The following is an 18570-nucleotide window of genomic DNA, read 5'->3' as shown; positions in this document are numbered from 1 at the left end:
GCATCGACGCCCGGAGCGAATCCGCGCGTGGACCGGCTCCACGGAAGGCGACCGCGAAACCGGGTCAAGGAGATCCTGATATCTCTGCCTGAAATTCGGCCTGGACGTCGACCACGAGCGCGCCGATCCATGCCATGGCGTCGAACGACGACGCCGGGGAGCCGTCCGGGTTCCAGACCGTCACGTCGAATTCGGACGGCATCGGGTCTGGTGCCTGGATGGTTTCGGGGCTCAGCCGAAGTCCTCCTCCTCGGGCGGAAAGCCGTCGCACGGCGGCGACGAGCTCGGCCGGGTCCTCGGGCAGCAGCGTCGCGGCCAGACCCAGCCGCCCCGCGATGAGCGCGCGGCGGAATGCGACGACGTCCGCCGGACGTCCGCCGGTCAGGCGCTCGTCGAAGACGCTGACCGCGAGCGAGGCGTCGAAGCTCAGGCCCCGCCGCCACAGGTGCGTCCCGCCGGTCAGCGCCCACGCGTCGTCCACGACGACGCTCGTCGCGTCCAGATGCAGCGAACGTCCGGGCCCGGTGACCGGGTTGAACACCGCCAGCCGCTCGCCCGCGGCCGCGCGCAAGGCGTCCAGGGCGTCGCGAACGCCCTTGTCCCGCACGCGCTGCAGCTTCGCGGGGGCGCCGGGCGCAAGCTTGGCCGGCAGGCAGACGAGCACACGGAGGACGGGGTTGGCGCGCACCTGCTCGACGAGCGCCTGCCACACGGAGAGTGTCGCGTCGCCGCTCCCCACGGCAAGCCCGTCGAGTGCGGGGGTCTCGAGGTAGACGAAATCCTGGGCCCCGGCGAACGCGGCGGCGAGTGCGGTCGCCGCCTCCCTGTAGCCGCTGCGGGCTCCGAGCAGGCGCCGGTCGACCGCACGCAGCATGCTCGTCGCCGCACCTCCGACGCCACCGGGGATCGTGATGCCGCGCGCGGACAGCCACGACTGGACCGCGTCGACGGGACCGTCGAGCGGGAAGGCCTCCAGCCCGACGAGGTTGAGCGCCTCGACGAGGCCCGGCTCGGCCTCGACCCCGAATCCCACCGTGCGCAGGGTCGCCGCCCACGACGCGGGGACGGCCGGGAGGGCGGGCGTGGCCAGGGGCGTCGAGGCGTCGGCGGCGAGTGCGGTCGTCGGGCCCGCCACCCGCTCCCGGATGATCTCGGCGAGCCCGAGTACGGCCGGGCCGCGGAGCCGGGCGCCGGCCCCGTGGCGCTCGTCGTCGGCGGGTGCGCCGGGATGTCCGTTCTGGTGAGGCAGCAGCTCATGGTGGGCGCCGAGCGGTCGCACCCCGGCGACGAGGCCGTCCGCCGCCGTGGCGGAGAGCATGGCCGCCGCCACCTCGTCGCGGGACTGGGTCGGCAGTGGCGCACCGATCTGTGTGAGCCGCGTCAGCCCGGTGCGCAGGATCTGCGTCGCCGTCGCCGAGCCCGACAGCGTCGCGGGGTCCTCGCCGCCGCGCCAGCCCTTCCACGCGGGCTCGGTCAGCTGGACGCGGTCCCCGGTGGTCAGGCTCGCGGCGACGGTCGTCGCACTCCACTGCGCCGTAGAGATGCTCGCCGGGTCGACCAGCGCCGGCGGAACGGACAGGGCCACCAGCGTGAGGCCGGAGGCGAGCGCGCCCGCCGGGACACCGCCCGCGAAGGACTGCCCGCTCTCGCAGGCGACGACCGTGTCAGTGACCGACGACAGGGACGGCATGGCGCCGCCGACGGGAGCCGGCCTCTCCAGGCGGACCTCCGGGTAGCGCACGGCCTGGGCGGCCGTGACGAGCATGAGGTCCAGGCCCATCCTGTTCTCCGGCTCCACCGCGCCGTCAGCGAGCCGGACGACGGCGCGCGCGACACCCGTGGAGTCGACCAGCCCCCCACCGCCGGCGCCGCGCACGTGCCGGCCCGTCGCCGAGTCGAAGTACTGCGGCCACACCCGCAGCCATGCCCCGGCGAGTGACGGGTCGACCGTGGTCTGCACGAGCACCCGCTGCCCGACCACCGTGCCGTCGTCGTCGGTCCCGCCGCCGGTCAGCGCCGTCATGGTCACGGGGCCGGGCAGCGTCACCGGAGCGACGGCGGCGGGCAGCGTGGGCGCCGCCAGTGCTCCGGCGGCCCGGTCGAGCACCGGGGCCACCATCGTCGCCGGCCCGGCGGACAGGACGGCGAGCAGACCGCTCATCGCGGCGTCCGCGGTGGCGAGGAGCACGCTCTCACCGGCGTTCGCCGTGGCCTGGGCGGCCAACGTGCGTGTCGAGGCCCGCTTCTGGTCGTCGGCGCGCCGCCGTGCCTCGGCGTTCGCACCCGATTCGGCCACTCGCGGCTGACCGGTGAGGTGCCGCTCGACGTCGACGAGAGCCACTCGGACGAAGTCCCGCGTCACCCCTCCGACGGCGCCGCCGGTCCAGAGGTTCACCGCGGCCCCGTACGTCCCGGCGGGCATGGCGGCGATCAGCGGCAGGGGCGCGTCGTCGACGGTGCCTTCCGTCAGGGCGAAGGCGGCGGCCGCGTCGCCGCCGCCATGGACGCGCACCGGTCCCGTCCCGGTCACGTTGGTCGCCGCAAGCCGGGACAGGACCGCGGCGGACGCCGGGGCGTCGGCGGGGCCGACGAGTTGGACGGTGAGCCGGGGGTCGACCGTGGCGGTGCGCTGCGTCACGCCCGCCGCGAAGAGGTTCGTGAAGGTCCTCGTCAGCCGGGCCCACCACGCCGCGACCGCGCCGGGGTCGATCACCCGCCCCCGGGCGTCGAAGGCGTACAGGGTCGCGGCGGTGGACGTGGGAAAGGTCAGGAGCTTCTCGGGCGGACCGAAGAACCGGCCCGGACGCTTGAGGTCCGTCATCGGCTCGGCGCCGTTGTCCACGTCGCCCCCGGCCTGGCTCAGACCCACGTGCCCGGCCTCCTCGCTCGGCGAGGACAGGGCCGGGATCGGCGGGTGCACCCGGGTCTTGAGTACGGCGAGCGTCGGTGGATCCTCCGGCAACTCCAGCGCGAACGTGCGTACGGCGTCGCGGGTCGCGAGGCCCGGGGTCGCGGTCGTGCCGTCGGCAGGGGGAACGTCGGAGAGCAGTGTGGCCAGACGCTGCTCGACCTCCGGCAGAAGGCGGAACACCGCGACGAGTCGTCCGGCTGTGAAGGGAGGGGTCCCGGACGGTCCCCGTAGCCCCGCAAGGATCGGCGGCAGCGTGGTGCTCGCCACCGCGAAGGACAGCAGGCCGGCGGCGGGTGGCAGCCAGTCGGTGCCCGCCGGGATCGTCAGCGCCACCCCGAGGTCGTCCCCGGGCGCCCCGAGGGTGACGTCCGTCGAGAACCACGGCCCGAGCGTCGGCGACTCCAGCCCGAGGGTGCCCGGGTCCGGCACGAGCGCGGTCATGGCGCCTCCTGCGGCGTGCTCGGCTGAGACGCCCGGCCGATCGGATCGGTGACGACCACCCGGTAGAGCGTCCCGGTGACGGCCTCGGCGCCGGGGTCCAGGACGTCGAACGAGCCGGTGACGTCGGGTCCGCGGCCGGTCGGCGGCGGCGCCTGGCCCGGCAGGCTCGTGAGCAGCCGCAACGACCCGCCTGGGCACTGGCGGTAGACGTCGACGGTGTATCCGGCGGTCGCACCGCCCGCGAGCGGCTCGGGGTGTCCGAAGCGGACATGGACGCCATCGGCGTCACGCGTGACCGTCAGATCGCTTACGGCCGCCGGTGGATCGGGAGGCATCACGGTCGTGGAGGCGGCCGCCGACGGGGCCGACCACTCACCGGCGGGCCCGCCGCCCGGGGCGGGCGCCCCCTGGACCTCGACCCGCCAGTTGTAGCGCAGCCACGCGGACAGTGTCGTGCGCGCTTCACTCGGCGAGGCGCCCGCGTCGAGGATCGTGAACACCTGAGGGGCCGGGGCGCCGACCGGCCGAGGCGGGATGGCGCCCTCGGCCACCACCGGCATGAACACGGGGTCGGTCGTGGCCGTCGCCCGGCGAAGCCGATAGCGCACCGCCGGCGTCGGCCCGACAGGCACGGTGACGGTGAGCCGGGCCAGGAGGTCGGCCGAGCCGTCGACGACGGGCAGGACGTCCAGCGTCGGCACGGGCGGGACGAGGAGGTTCGGCACGGCACGGGGCAGCAGCGGGCAGGTCGCGAAGTCGGACTCGACGCTCGCGGAACTGACCGCCACGACGCGGTAGAGCACGAGGACCGACAACGAGCCGGAGACGTCGTGGGTGAACACGGCCTGTCCGCTCACCGGTCGTGGCAGCGGCTCGGCGGTCAGCTGCAGCCACCATCGCCGGGGAAGCAGACGGCGGCCCGCGTCCCAGACCGCACCACGCGCCGGCGCGTCGGGGGCGGCGTCGAGCGCCGCGAGGAGCGCCGCGGCCTGCCCGCTCGTGGGAGCCTGGCCCGCGTCTCCCTCGGCGATGACGCCGGTCGCGGTGTCCTTGAGCTTGGCGCGCAACGTCGTCTCGTCGGCGACGAAGACCCGGTAGGCGGCCTGCCCCGCGCCGGGCGTCCAGCGGAGGGCGGTGCGGGCGCGGCCCGTCGCGTCAGGTCGCGCGGTGTACGTCAGGGTCGGCGGGATGATCACGGGCTCCGGCGGCCGAGGGTCGTGGAGTGTCGCCTGCTTCGGCTCGGAGGTGCCGGAGTCGATGCCCGCGCTGTCCGTCCAGACGGCGGTCACCGTCACCGTGCCGCTCGCCGTCGGTGGAAGGGCTGGACCGGGCACTTCGATGACGAGCGTCTCCGGAGGGGCGGCAGGACTGGCGATCGGGTGGATCGTCTGGACGGGCACTCCGCCGGAGGTGACCGTGAGCTTGAGGTGCCGGAGCAGCCGGCCGCCCGCGGGCAGGCCGCTGACAGGGGGTACGGACACCTCGACGCGTACGGCACCGGCGAGCGGGCCTGCGGGGACCGGCGTCGGGACGACGGGAGGACGGGTCGTCAGCGTGAACACCGGCCGCGGCGGGCGCGGGCGGGCCGCGGCGGCGAAGGTGATTCCGGCCCAGGCCGACCAGCGCCCGAACCAGTCGGCCTGCGCGACCTGCCAGGAGCCGTCCCGCTCGTCGACGAGCCGGTCGGCCAGCATTCCGCTGGTCGCCCTCACCGCCGCGTCGTCGAGGCGGGTGGTGAGCAGGAGGCGGCGCCCCTTCGGCTCCTCCGGATTGCGCGCGAGGGGTTTGTCACCGGACGGCTGCGCGATCGCCGACCCGAGGCCCGCGCCCGGCACGAGATGTTCCATGGAGACGGTGAGCTCGCGGGCGGCGGTGGGCGCCGTCGCGGGCAGCCAGTCGCCGGAGGCCGGCGTGTCCAATCCGGGGGCGGCGGGGGAATCCAGCGGCACCCCAGCCGTCGCGGCGAGGACGACGCGTAACTGGAGGAAGGGACCGCGGCCCATCCTCGCCACCTGGGCGGCGTAGTCCGCCAGCTCGGGCGCGCGCCGCGCCATCTCCATCACGGCCTTGGCGCCGTCCTCGACGACGGTGCCGAACGGCAACGTCTGGTCCAGGCGGCCCGAGGTCACGGACTTCCAGTCGGGGGCGAACAGGCCGTCGACCACGTAGGCGACGACGACGTTCTTGGGCGGGACGTCCTCATCCACGTCGAGGAAGCCCAGCCAACGGGCGACCCCGGGGTCGACGGCACCCTGGAGGAGGTCCATGAGGATGTAGCGCTGAGAGTCGCCGAGAGCGGTGCCGTTCTCGTCCCGGACCGTCGTGGAGGACGTGAGCAGCCGCTGCGGCGCCGAGGTGTCGTTGACCAGCCGGTCGAGGCTCTTGGCGAGTTCCCCGGTGAGGGCGGCGACCCGGTCGGACTCCTCGCCCGCGCTCACCGGGGCGCAGGCGGTCGGCGAGGCCGCCAGTGGCGACTCGTGCATGCCGAAGCGAGCCGGCGCTCCGCGTTTGACGCGTTCGAAGCCCCGGTCCTCGCCGTCGGCGGGTCCGGCGTACCGGACGCCCGGCCCGGTCGGCAGCGGCGCGGTCCGGAACCGCTCGAAGACGTCCACGGCGCTCGCGGGAAGCCAGGACAGGCCGGTCACGGTTCCGTTGCCGTGGACGACGATGCGCTCGAGATGGGAGGCGTAGACGTGGAAGGGCTCGGCGCTCCGGATCGCCACGGGCGCGTCGCCGTACGGCGTGGCCACGACGCCTTCGACCCAGAACGACGCGGGGAGACCTGCCTGCGGAACGGGCCCGGCACCGGGTCGCACCACGATGGGCCGCACGTCGGCCGTCTGAGCATCCTCACCGGCACGAGGCGGCACGAGGAAAGGCGGGCGCGGCGGCCGAGGCGGGACGGGCGGGCGCGGGCCGCCCCGGGCGGCCGTTCCCTCCAGTGCGGCCCAGCAGCACGTCTCGCCCAGTGGCAGGTGGCCGGTCACCGGGTTGTCGGGGGTCACGGTGAAGGGCGCGGTGAGCATGTTCCCGCGCGAGTCGACCCACGTGACGTCGCGGCGGGTGTGGCCCTTGGCCATCTCGCCGAGGGTTATCCGGCCGATGGACAGCGGGACCACGGGCAGCCCGAGCAGCGGGTTGGTGAGCACCCGGTAGTGCACGCCGGTGGCGAGATGGGCGTCGCCCACGCCGTCGACGGCCTGGCCCGAGAGGGCCCATGACGGACTCAGGCCCATGGCGGCGCTCCGTTCGTGATCATGCTCCGGCCTCCATGCGAACCGAGCGCGGGACGTCGATCGCGAACCGGCGGCCCGTGACCGTCGTCGAGGACGCCGTCCCCGTCCTGTCCGTCACCGTGCGGGTCAGGGTGAGGGTGATCGTGTCGGCGCCTGTCACGGCGACCGGCGTGGACGGCGTGAGCAGGACCCGCGTGCCTGCGAGGTTGCGGCAGCGCTGTCCGAGCGTGACCCCGCCGTAGGCGCAGGCCGTGACGTCGAGCGCCGTCCGGCCCGTCCGGACGATGGCCTCCGGCGCCTCGAGCAGCAGGCCCGCGAGTTTCCACGTGCCTGCGTCGTCGAGCCAGAGGATCGACGTGCGCGCCTGGCCGGCCAGTGGCCAGGGATCGAGGCCGACCGCGGCGAGCGCGGCGTCGAGGTCTCCGTCGCCTACGGCGAGTGGTGCGGGCGGCACGGCGGCGGCGACCACGGCGTCCGGCGCGATGAACGCCGCGGGGCCGGGGACGGCGAAGCCGAGAGCCGCGAGGAGTTCGCCGGCGTCGCGGTAGCGCGACGCCTGGAAGTGGGCCCGTGAGACGACGACGTCCTCGGCGTCGGGCCGTGCGGCCGGCGTCGCCATGAGTATGAGGTCGTACCACGCGCCCGGCACGAGGTCTGCGGTGATCTCGCCGGTGGTGCCGCCGAGCGCGGGCTCCTCCAGGCAGGGCGCCTCGCGGATCGCCTGGAGGAAGAGCGACTGCCCAAGGGGGCGGTAGGCGTCGAACAGGGGCCCCCAGACGACGCCGATCGTCTCGTCGTCAGGATGGTCCTGCTCCGCCAGGCTGCCCGGCGGCGGGTCGGTGCGGCGAAGTCGCAGTCGCAGGTGGCGCCCGTAGAGCGCCGCGAGCTGCTCGCCGTGGTCGACGGCGAGGTGGACGAGGAGGGCGTCGTCGAGCAGGTGCGGCGCGGAGTGCGTGTCCGGCTCGAACGCGATGAGATAGCGCAGGAGGGAACGCGGGTCGAAGTCGCGCTCGTCGGTCAGCTCCGCCGGCGGGACCCCGGCGGTCACCGCGCGCGCCGCGGTCCTGAACCGGTAGGACTGCACCGGCCCGCTCTGCCAGGCACCGGACGGCGGCACGACCGGCGGCTCGGGCCGGCTCTCGGACTTCACCCAGCCCTGCCACTGCCACGACACGTTGATCGTGTAGCCGCGGTTCGCCTCGAGCAGGTCCTTGCGTGCCGGCTCCTCGGCCGCCGCGCGGTCGTTGATGGTGGCCAGCAGGTGTGCCGCGAAGGCGGCGTTGGCCTCCGCCTGCGCGGCGGCGGACCCGCTCACGCCGCACAGCCGGACCAGGCCGACGCGCCCGGCGTCGTTCTTGCCGGTGCCCGACCACTCACGGATGCGGACCGCCGACCAGGTCGCCTCGGCGTCGGGCGGGGTGTACCGCACCAGAGAGCAGATCCCCTCCCCGGTGCGGATCTCCTGCTCGACCGTCGGGGTCCATTCGTGCTCGCCGCTCCCGACCGCGGTTCCCATGACGACGGGGAACGCGCCCGTCGTGGAGTCGTCCGGCAGCTGAGGCCCGGCGACCGCGCCACCCCAGCAGATCTTGACCACGCCGACCTCGAAGGAGCCGCGGTACAGGTCGACCCGCACGATGCCCGGCGCCGTGAGGACGACGTCGACCGGATCGCGGCCCTGGGAGACCTGCTCGGACGCGACCACGGCCCCGCGGGCGTCGTAGGCCCGCACCTCGGCGGAACTGCCGAGCGGGTGAAGGGTCACGAGCACCTCGTCGGCCGCCTCCGGGAGGTGGAACGCCATGCCGTCGTTCGGGTAGCGCAGGGTCGTGCCGACGCCGTTCACGCCCGCGAAGGTCCGCATGTCCGTCGAGTAGGAGTCGATCTTCACCGGCCCGATGGCGTTGGCGGTGCCGAGGTTCTCGCCGGGCCCGAACCGGTCGGCGACCACGGCGCACGTCCGCTGCCGCTCCGCCGGCGGCCGGTGCCGGAAGTCCCGGCAGACGACGAGCGACAGGTCGGCGTCGCGGATCTCGGGGGCGAGCCGGCCGCGCAACTCGGTCGTCCGCACGGTGAACGAGTGCTGGGTGATCGCGGCCAGCCACCAGACGTCGTGCCCGAAGGGGCCGGCGTCGACCTGGCCCGGGGTCAGGGACCATCCCTGCGCCGCCACGAACGGCACCAGCGAGGCGAGCGGCCTCCCGTACGCGCGTTCGCGGGCGAGGAGTGTGAAGCGGGACGGGAACGGGGGCTCGCCCGCCTGCGCGGTCAAGAAGCGTACGTCGTCAGCGCCGGCGCGCAGGCCGAGTTCGCCGAGCACGCAGTTGGGCTTCGGCCGGGCCGGCGGGTCGCAGAGCCGGCCCGGAGTGCCGGCGGGGTCGGCGTCCGTGCCCGCGCCGCCGTCGGTCAGCCAGTACGTCCAAGGCCCCGGGTCCCAGGCGAGCAGGGCGAGGAACATGCCCTCGGACTCCGAGACGGCGACGTCCCCGTCGCTCAGGACTCCCGGGCGTGAGGTGGGCAGCCACCAGCCCGAGTCGAGCGGACCCGGCAGCGGGGTGCCGCCGTCCGGGACGATCTCGACTCCGGTCAGCCGGTAGGCGTACTTCATCTCGCTCGTCCCCGACCAGGCGGGCCCGGCCGGGCCGGGTCCGGGGCTGAACGCGCCGCCGCTCAGGTCGACGGCCAGGTGGTGGGTGAACTCGATGACCGGGACGGTGTCGGGCCAGACGGTCTGCTCCAGGCCCGGCGAGGTGGTGGCCGCCAGTGCGGTCGTGAAGCCGCGCCGGTCGGTGAGTGACACCTTGCCGACCGGCGGTGGCGGCGGCGGGGCGTCCGGGGTGATCGGGTCTCCGATCTCGACGCCGACGCAGCCCTCGATGGAGAAGAAGAAGAACGAGACCGAGCCGCAGAACTCGCCCTTGAGGTTGACCGCGGGGAAGAAGCCGCCGTCGTCCCAGACGGTCGCGACGATCGATCCCTTGGCCGAGACCTTGACGACGACGAGGCTCAGCTCGCCCTTGACGAAGATGCCGCCCTTGAGCAGGAACGGGTTCGTGCCGAACCCGACGAGGATCTTCGCCGACGCCTCGAGCCTGATCGGGCCCGCCGACCACCTGATCTCCCACCCCGCGCCGAAGCCCACGGAGAAGCCGTCGAAGTTGAACGCCGGATCGCCGCCGAGCCGGTGGAGCCTCCTCTCCTCGATCATGAGATAGGAGAAGGCGGACACGTCGAGCGTGCCGGGCAGCAGCTTGATGGTCACCGGGTCGCCGGGGCGTCCCTCGCTGACCACACCGTCGGATCCGATGCGGACATAGGCGTCCTTCGGAGTGGACGGGTAGGGGAAGTAGCCGTCGATCGGCAGGAGCAACTCGAGCACCTTGGGGATCGTGTACCGGCCGCGGACGCCGACCGCGACCGCCTCATCGTCGATGGAGACCAGCCCGAGGATGCTCAGACTCGGGTCCGCAGGGGCGCCCTGTGTGCACGGGGCGACCGCGGGTTTCTCGACGAGCTTGGCGTCGATGCCGAAGACGACGGTCGGATCGGGAAAGGCGACGACGAACATGCCTGTCGCGTTGAACGTGAACGCGCTGTCCGGCAGCGTCCCGACGATCATGCCGAGCCCGATCGCCCACTGGCCGCGCAGCGGGGCGAACTTGTTCTCGTACGGGGTGTCCCGGAACCAGGCGATCTCACGCCCGACAGGGTCGTCGTCGAAGCCGGGTGGCAGCGCGCGGGCGCCGTTGGACACGAACTGCCCGAGGAAGCCGAAGATGCCCAGGCCCGTCGCGCCGAGCGGGATCCCGACGGGCAGCACCAGGCCGAGTGCGATCGACAGGAAGTCGTGTGCCGGATCGAACGCGAGCGCGCCCATCGCCTTGGCTCCGACGCTGACGAGGTCGAGTTCCAGGGCGGCCTTGAACGCGCCGCCGTCTCCGAGGACGAGCCGGCCCTCACCACGCAGCACTCCGGGGATGTCGACGCCGACACCGAGCCCGCGCAGTTCCGCCGAGAAGCCGTCATCGCCGAAGGTGCACCGGACGGTGGCACCGGTGACGGACACGACGCCGAGGTCGAGGGCGAACTCCAGGTCGCACTCGAACCATGTCGAGCCGACGCCGGCGCGGGTGGCGACGACCTGGAGGAGTTGCCCGAGCGGTCCGTCGATCTGCCACCGGCCGGGGTCGGCCACCTCGAACGACACGTCCTCGTAGACGAGGCCGACCTTGTCGTACCACTCGGTCTTGGAATCGTCGAACTCCAGGCCGACCTTCTTGTACCGCACCTTGAGCGGGTGGCCGTCGTCGGTGGCGATCGCGCCGAGGCCCGCGGCCTGGATGTCGAGCCCCAGCGATGCGGTGTAGTCGAACAGGACGCGCGTGCGGAAGCCGGTGGTGTCGGTGAGGCTCCGCTGCCGATGCTCGATCTCGGCGGCGTGGATGACGACCTCGCCGTCCTTGGCGACACTCGACAGGACGCCCGCGGCGATCGCGAGCGCGGCGACCCGCACCATTCCGCCGTCCACGCCCGAGGCGCCGATCCCGGCCAGGAGGGCGGGGGCCAGTGCGAGGGCGACGGCGAGGAACTCCGAGTCGATCGCCGCGAGGCCCTTGGGGTCGCCCGATGACGCGATCGAGAGCGAGAAGACCGTCTGCCCCGATCGGGAGTCGTAGGACCAGCGTCCGGTCAGCGTGTAGACCTCGGTCGAGGGTTGCCCGACGGGCTCGGAGGGCGCGCGGACCGGCACCGGCGAGTCTCCGCCACCGGGCGCCGGCACGGTCTGGACGTTCGTGGTCGCCCACTCGAAGGTGAACTCGGCCTGGGTCGGGATGGCGTCCGACCAGTCGGTGACCGTGGGAGAGTCCCACCGTACGAGCAGGCGGACGAGCCAGGCCAGACGCGGATCGACGGGTGCGGGGAGGGCGACGTCGTCGGCGTCCTCCCCCGGGATGTAGCTGCGCCGCAGCGCGGGGTCGAGCTCCTGGGTGTCGGTCGGCAGGCGCTGGTCGGAGGCGCCCGCGCCGCCCGGGGGGGTATAGGTGCCGCCGACGGCGAAGACGTCGGCGCGCCGGAAGGACTCGCGTGTCTTGTTGGTCGATACGTCGCCCCAGGCCCGCCGCTCCTCCTCGGAGTACTCCCAGTCGATCAGTCGCTTCGCGGCCTTCGCGTCGTCCGTCAGCGGGGGCGCGGTGACGACGGCGTCCTGTGCCGCGGCCATGGGCGCGCTCGGCGCTGTCTGCTCTCCACGGGACAGGGTCGTACCGGCCGGCAGCCACGCCGCGACCGCGTTCGCCCGATCCGTCGCGAGTGCGGCGTTGAACGAGTCCGATGAGATGTCGCAGGTACGACCGATGACCACGAAGGTGGCACCGGGGAAGAACGCCGCCCAGGCCCGGACGGAGGCCTCCACACCGCCCTCCTGGGTGCGGGGGACGTAGGCGCCGAACGCCTTCGGGTTGCTGAGCCCGTAGTCGAACCGGATCTCCAGCCGGCGGACCTCTTCCTCCGTCACCGGCGGCGGTGGGGCGTCCGGCTCGGTTCCGATGCCGAGCTCCACGGTGACCTCGGCCAGGCCGCCGTCCGGGACGGTGGCCGTGCCGCCGGAGACGGTGGCCGGCGTGGTGAACGGGACGAGAGAGGCGTCGCGGTGGAAGGCGTTGAGGCTGTAGGTCTGGTCGACGCCGCGCACCTGCACGAGCGCGCCGGTGCGGTCGTGGACGCCGTCCTCGGCACCGATGAGGAGACCGCCTTCGGCGAGCACGTCGACGCGGATGCGGCGGGTGCGCTCGTCCGGGTCGGTGACGACGACGTGGCTCGTGCCGGGGTCGGTGCTCGGGATGAGGACGAAGTCGGGGCCGGTGCGGGTGTGCGCGTCGGCGCCGTCCCCGTGCTGCCAGCGCAGATTCGCGGCGTCGGCCGGGTTGAGCGCCGATTCGAACTCCAGCAGGGTCAGATCCTCGGCCGTACCGGCGACGGCGACGACGTTCGCGATGTCGACCGCGCCGACGTGCACGTTCACCTTGGCCGCGTGCTGCACCTGCGCCTCGGACTGGACGAAGGTGTAACTCGTCGGAGAGTCGAACACCTTCTCACCGTCGACCTCCTCGGAGAAGCGGCCGCTCATGGTCTCGCCGACAGAGGTGGTGAACCAGCCCGAGTCGTCCTGGTCGACGAGGGTGCCGTCGGGCAGGGTCCACGTCATGTGCGGGTGGGTCGACGCGCCGAGCGCGGACGGGTTGAGCTTGGCGCGCATCCGGCCGGTGCTCGGCGTCCCTGTGATGAACGGGACGGTGAGCTCCCGGCCGGATCCTGAGACGGTCCTGGGCTGCTCGGAGTCCTCGAAATCCTGGAGGAACCCCACGGCGGCGCCGCTGATGGGCGTGCGCCCGAGCTCCACCCGGATCTCCCCCTGCAGGCCCGCGGGGCTGCCGAGCAGGACGTCCTTGACGCCGACGTTGATCTTGTCGACCAGTGGCGTGTCAGGCGGCAGAAACAGAGTCGCCTCCGCGATCGAGATGCCCTGCCAGCCCGGTGTCTGGCCGCGGGCGATGATCTCCGGGGGCGTGACTTCTGCGGATGCGTCGAACACCAGGCGGTCCACCGTCATCCCGATCTCGGAGCCCCCGATGAAGAAGCTCACGGGGTCGAAGGTGACCCGGTAGACGGCCCCCGAGGGGGCGGACGGGTCGAACGGGTCCGGCCAGTCGACGAAGCGGACGAGATCGCCGCCGCCCGACAGATCTATGCGCACGACACCTGAGCCGACGATCCGGACCTTGCTCCGAGACGTGTCCGGCAGCAGGTGTGCGACGACGGCGGGAGCGGACGGCACGAGCGTCGCCGGCCGCAGACCGGGCACGGTTATGGCGATCCGGTCGACGAAGAGATCGAGGAACGAGGCGGCCCCGGCGGGCTCGAGGGTCTGTCCGGCGCCGGGGGTCGTCCGCGTGCGGACGAGGCGGAACGGCAGTCCCGAGTTCAGCCCGGGCACCTCGACATCCCAGTCGCGCAGGGAAGGGAAGCCGAGGTCGGCGATGGGCTGGACGACACCGGAGTGGATCATCACGCCGGGACTGGTCGTCGCCTGATGCGAGACGACGGCGAGGTTCTCGAGCCGGGACGCGAGGTCGTCCGGAACCAGTGCCTGGGCGCCGGGGAACGGAGCCGCCAGATCGAGAAGGGAAACGCCACGTTTTGCCATCGCCGGTTCCGTCCATTCGGATACGCGACTCGACGAAGAGGAGCATCCGCCGGCCGGAATACGTTCCCCATTGCATGACTGATTAAGTGAATTTCTTTTTTGTTTCCGCACCCCTCATCGCACTGCCTCACGAAACGAGGATTTCGTGTGCAGCGCGGACCCCGTTTTCACAAGCGATCGAACCTACGCCATACGTTAACCGCAGGCGGGCGATCGTCAAGACCTGCGGGGAAGGGGCTGACATCCGAGAATGCGTCGACGGCACCACCGAGCGTCATAGGTGGTCGTGGACACCATTAGTGGCCTCGCGCATTTCCTGATCCGGCTGTCCATTCCGCCTCGAACGCCGTCCCCCGTCGTCCTGGCCGGTCCCCGCCGCGCCGACTCCCCGAAAAGGATTATCGCGAGGAATACTCGGGATTCATCCGCCTGATTGCCGGGAGACCCGCGCGGCTCCTACCGTCGCGCAGAAGAGATCTTCGAAGAGTCCACCCTGCTACTCGCCGACGCCCTCGCTCATCCCATGGTGGGAGCCATCTCGGAGGGTCGCGACGTTGCCGCCGGGTGCCGGGGCATCGCGCAACAGCTGCGCGGCGCGTTCGGCGATCGCGTAGACGGTGGCGTTGGGGAAGCCGACCAAGGCGCCCGGCATGATGGATGCGTCAGCGATGCGTAGCCCTTCGATGCCGCGTACACGTAGCGCGGTGTCGACGACGGACCGCTCGTCCGTTCCCAAGCGGCAGGTGCCGGCAGGGTGGTTGATGCTACCCAGTTCGTCCCGAACGAACGCGGCCAATTCCTCGTCCGTGTCCGCGCCACGGCCTGGGGCGACCTCCGAGTGGCACCAGGGGGCGAGGGAGGGCGCGGTACCGATACGACGTGCGGTCCGCACGCCCGCAACCATGATCTTGAGGTCGTCGCCGTCCTGCAAGTACCGCGGGTCGACCAGGGGCGGGGTGAGCGGATCGGCGCTCGCGAGCCGTACGGTCCCGCGGCTGGCGGGCCGCGCGAGGACGACGGACATGGAATATGCCTGGCCCAGACCGAGCGAGCGGTGGCCGGGCGCGTCGACCAGGAGGATCTGGTGGTCGGGACCGTCCGTCGCGTAGGGCGAGCGGCAGAATCCCCATGCCTCGCTGCGCTGGTTGCCCGCGGAGGGCACGGGCTTGGCCGCGCGGTACACGAGGTTGCTGACCGGGTGGTCCCGGAGGTTCGCGCCGACCTCCGGCGCGTCGTGCACGACGGGAATGCCGAGGCTGCGCAGATGCTCTCGCGGTCCCACACCCGACAGAAGGAGGAGCTGCGCGGAGCCGAGAGCGCCGGCTGTCAGGACCACGTCACGGCGTGAGCGCACGGTCGCCAGGGTGCCTGGGGCGTCGGGCGGCGCGTAAACGATGCCGGTGCAACGGCCCTGCTCGATGATCAGCCGGTGTACCAGGGCGCCGCCGACGATGCGCAGGTTTGTCCGCGCGCGCACGTCGGGGGCGAGGTACGCGTCCGTGGCGCTCTGCCGCCTGCCGTCGACGATGTTCCAATCAGGGTGTCCGAAGCCCTCTTCCAGCCCGGAGCTCACGTCCCGTGCAGTGGGATGCCCGCACTGAGCCGCAGCCTCCAGGCCGGCCAGGATCAGCGGGCTCAGCGGGTCCGCGGGCATCGGCGTGAGCGGTCCGTCCGTACCGCGCACGGCGGGATCACGATGGGGCGCCGTCTCCGAGCGCCTGAAGTAGGGCAGCAGGTCGGCGTAGGCCCAGCCGGCGGCGCCGGCCGCTTCCCATGCGTCGTAACCCGAACGGTGACCTCGCGCGAACATCATGGCGTTGATGGCGGACGACCCGCCAAGGCCGCGGCCACGAGCAATGAGCGTGGAGGTACCGGTGGCCCGCTGGGTGACCGTGGTGTCGCCCCAGCAGGCCGTGCTGTCCAGCAACTCGGGCCATGCGAGCGGTGACGCGATCTTCTCCGCGATCTCGGCACTGTACGGGCCGCCCGCCTCCACCAGCAGCACCCGCGTACCGCTGTCCTCGGACAGCCGGGCTGCCAGTACACAGCCTGCGCTCCCGGCGCCCACCACTATGTGGTCGTACACGCCCGTATCCATCACGCCGCTCCAATCCTGACCTCATACCGCGTCGCCGCCCACACCAAACGACCACAGAAAGCGACAAACAGTCGCATATCGAGCATGTGACGCACCCCCCCGCGACCGTCGAACGAAAGTCATCCCGAGTCCATCCGGTCAGAACGGATAGGTGGGGACCTGTGCGTGGACGGTGATCCAGCGGGTGTCTGTGTATGCCTCGATATTTGCTGCGGGGCTACCGAAGCGTGTGGAGTTGCCCGACTCGCCCATCCCCCCGAAGGGGGCGTGAGGGTCGTCCTTGAGTGTCTGGTCGTTGATGTGAGCCATGCCCGTCGGGATGCGCTCGGCCAGCGAAAGGCCGGTTGCGATGTCGGCGGTGAAGATGCCCAGCGCGAGCCCGTACTGCGTGTCCGATGCGAGCTCGACGGCTTGGTCGAGGGTGGAGAACGGGGTGACGCAGACCACCGGGCCGAACACCTCGTTGTCGTAGGCGGGGATTCCGGGACCTGCCTCGGCGAGGACGGTGGGCTGGTAGAAGAGGCCGTCATAGGTCCCGCCTGTGAGCAGGCGGGCCCCCGCGGCGACACTGTCCGTGACGAGTGAGTGGATCCTGTCGCGTTGCCTGGCGTCGATGATCGGCCCAAGCGCCACTCCTTCGGACTCCGGGTTCCCTACGACGAGTGCGGACGCGAGGTCGGCGAGCTTGTACACATACGCGTCATAGATCGATTCGTGGACCAGGTGCCGGCCGATGATCACGCAGCCCTGGCCCTGATTGAAGAAGCTCCCGAAGGCGACCGCGCTCATGGCCTGGTCCAGGTCGGCATCGCCGAGCACGATCAGCGCGTTGTTACCGCCCAGTTCCAGGTGCGCGCGGGTGAAATGCCGCGCGGCAAGCTCACCGACCGCGCGGCCGGCCTGCGTGGAGCCGGTGAACGAGATCGCCCGTATGCCGGGGTGAGTGACCATGGCCGAACCAAGGTCGCCGTCTCCGGGAAGAACGTGCAGCAGCCCCGCAGGCAGTCCCGCCGCTTCGAAGACCCTCGCGATCATGACGCCTCCGGAGACCGAGGTCCGCGGGTCAGGCTTGAGGATGACGGCGTTGCCCAGAGCAAGGGCAGGCGCCACGGAACGGATCGCCAGTAGCAGCGGCAAGTTGAACGGCGAGATGACTCCGACGACACCCACAGGTGTGCGAACCGTCATGCTCAACTGGGCACTGTCGGATGGCAGGACCTCACCCAGGGTGTGGGAGGGCAGCGCGGCGGCCTCCAGGCACTCATGGACAGCGCCGTGCACCTCATACTCGGCCTTCAGGCGAACGCTGCCCGCCTCGTGAATCAGCCAGTACTGGACGCCTTCGGAATGCTGTGTCCACAGATCGGCCGCCCGCCGCAGGACGGCGGCCCGCTCAGTGAATGGCCTCGCAGCCCAAGCGGCTTGCGCCTCGCGTGCCTGCGCCACCGACCTTTCCAGGTCTCCGAAATCGGCGCGGCCCAAACTTGTGATCTGCCGCCCCGTGGCCGGCTCGGTCACAGAGATCACTCCGCCGCTGAGCGGGAACCATCCACTGGTGACGCTCTCGTTCCACCGCTCACCATCCAGGAAACTCATGTCCACTCCAATCGGAGATCTTGTTTCTCTCGAGTGACGAAGCGCCGGGAATCCGAGATGTTCTGTTTCGACGCTTGAAGCTCTGCGGAGTCCTTCGGCCGGCCCACCAGGATCAGGCTTGAAGCAGGCTGAACTGGGCGCGTAGTCGCGACGGCGGGCGCTCATCACCGAGGCGGAGGTCTTCCGATAGCTCTCGGTGATGCCATCGGCGATGTCAACGTTCGATGTCATCGCTTAATGACAAGAGAGCACGAACGACCCCCCTTGTCAAGCGAACGGAGGAAAACCCGTCCCCACAGATCACTCGGGGCACTATGAGCGGCGGGTGACCAGCGGAGTTCCGTCGTAGGAGCCCTGATCGTTGCCGTCCCCGTGAATCACCAACGTCATGTCGCGCAACAGCTAGGGTCCCCCGCCGTGGCTTCGTTCCGGCGCATGATGGTCCGCGGAGTCGCCCGTGTGGTCCATCGGGATGACGCTCTGAAGGAGAGCAAGAAGCTCTTCTTTAGTGGTACCGGCAAGGTGGGAGAGGGTCCCGGCATGCCGGCTGAGGATCACCCCGATGAACATCGCGAAGAAAAATTCGGCTAGCAGTTCCGGCTGTTCCTCGCCTCGCGCCGCGAGGTGCTCACTCAATGGCGTGATGCCCCTTCGGTACAGCTCTTCCAGGGACACCCTCTGCGCGTCGGAGTTGTCGTAAGGACGAATGACCGCCTGGTAGACGGGGCCGGGACCGCTGAGCGCAATGCGGTCCAGCATGCGTGACAGCCGGTCGCCACTGGTCATCGGCGTGAAGGGCTCGGATTCCTTCTCCGAGCGCAGTACGGCAACGTAGAGCTCCGATTTCCCACCGAAGTACCGGGCGATCAGCGCGGGGTCGACCCCGGCGCGCTCACCGATGTCGCGTGCTGTCGTGCGGTCGTAGCCTCGGTCGGCGAACAGCTCGCTCGCCGCGCGGAGCAGCAGTTCGCGGCTGGCCGCGGAGTTGCGACGCCGAAGAGGCTTTTCGTTGGTCATGGGTCAATCATCTGGCTTGTCAGACGACGCGTAGGTGTCTACCCGGTGTTTCCCGCTCGCTTGGACC

At 71.6% G+C, this 18570-nt stretch carries 6 protein-coding genes; all 6 read right to left on the bottom strand.

The window, feature by feature from the left end:
- Positions 1 to 64 precede the first annotated feature (64 nt).
- Positions 65 to 3352: a phospholipase D-like domain-containing protein gene (locus Psi02_RS19155; protein ID WP_203975955.1), complete on the bottom strand. Its 3288-nt coding sequence runs from the start codon at positions 3350 to 3352 to the stop codon at positions 65 to 67.
- Positions 3349 to 6588 (bottom strand): hypothetical protein, encoded by a 3240-nt coding sequence (locus Psi02_RS19150; RefSeq protein ID WP_203975953.1) that lies wholly within the window; start codon positions 6586 to 6588, stop codon positions 3349 to 3351. The genes Psi02_RS19155 and Psi02_RS19150 overlap by 4 nt, the downstream gene beginning before the upstream one ends.
- 19 nt (positions 6589 to 6607) lie before the next feature.
- Positions 6608 to 13792, bottom strand: a complete 7185-nt coding sequence (locus Psi02_RS19145) for an OmpA family protein (RefSeq protein ID WP_203975951.1) — start codon at positions 13790 to 13792, stop codon at positions 6608 to 6610.
- A gap of 496 nt (positions 13793 to 14288) precedes the next feature.
- Complete coding sequence (locus tag Psi02_RS19140) at positions 14289 to 15890, bottom strand: GMC family oxidoreductase (protein WP_203975949.1); 1602 nt, start codon at positions 15888 to 15890, stop codon at positions 14289 to 14291.
- Between the two features lie 138 nt (positions 15891 to 16028).
- Positions 16029 to 17486 (bottom strand): benzaldehyde dehydrogenase, encoded by a 1458-nt coding sequence (locus Psi02_RS19135; protein WP_203975947.1) that lies wholly within the window; start codon positions 17484 to 17486, stop codon positions 16029 to 16031.
- 402 nt (positions 17487 to 17888) lie between these two features.
- A complete protein-coding gene (locus tag Psi02_RS19130; protein ID WP_203975945.1) occupies positions 17889 to 18503 on the bottom strand; it encodes a TetR/AcrR family transcriptional regulator in 615 nt (204 codons plus the stop codon).
- Between the last annotated feature and the right edge of the window lie 67 nt (positions 18504 to 18570).

The organism is Planotetraspora silvatica, assembly GCF_016863315.1.
GTDB classification, from domain to species: Bacteria; Actinomycetota; Actinomycetes; order Streptosporangiales; family Streptosporangiaceae; genus Planotetraspora; species Planotetraspora silvatica.
This window is presented reverse-complemented; position numbering and strand designations above follow the sequence as displayed.

Excerpts from the sequence above, each read along its gene's own strand:
- Psi02_RS19130 (WP_203975945.1), bottom strand. The coding sequence starts at position 18,503 with ATGACCAACGAAAAGCCTCTTCGGCGTCGCAACTCCGCGGCCAGCCGC.
- Psi02_RS19135 (WP_203975947.1), bottom strand. The coding sequence starts at position 17,486 with ATGAGTTTCCTGGATGGTGAGCGGTGGAACGAGAGCGTCACCAGTGGA.
- Psi02_RS19150 (WP_203975953.1), bottom strand. The coding sequence starts at position 6,588 with ATGGGCCTGAGTCCGTCATGGGCCCTCTCGGGCCAGGCCGTCGACGGC.
- Psi02_RS19145 (WP_203975951.1), bottom strand. The coding sequence starts at position 13,792 with ATGGCAAAACGTGGCGTTTCCCTTCTCGATCTGGCGGCTCCGTTCCCC.
- Psi02_RS19140 (WP_203975949.1), bottom strand. The coding sequence starts at position 15,890 with ATGGATACGGGCGTGTACGACCACATAGTGGTGGGCGCCGGGAGCGCA.
- Psi02_RS19155 (WP_203975955.1), bottom strand. The coding sequence starts at position 3,352 with ATGACCGCGCTCGTGCCGGACCCGGGCACCCTCGGGCTGGAGTCGCCG.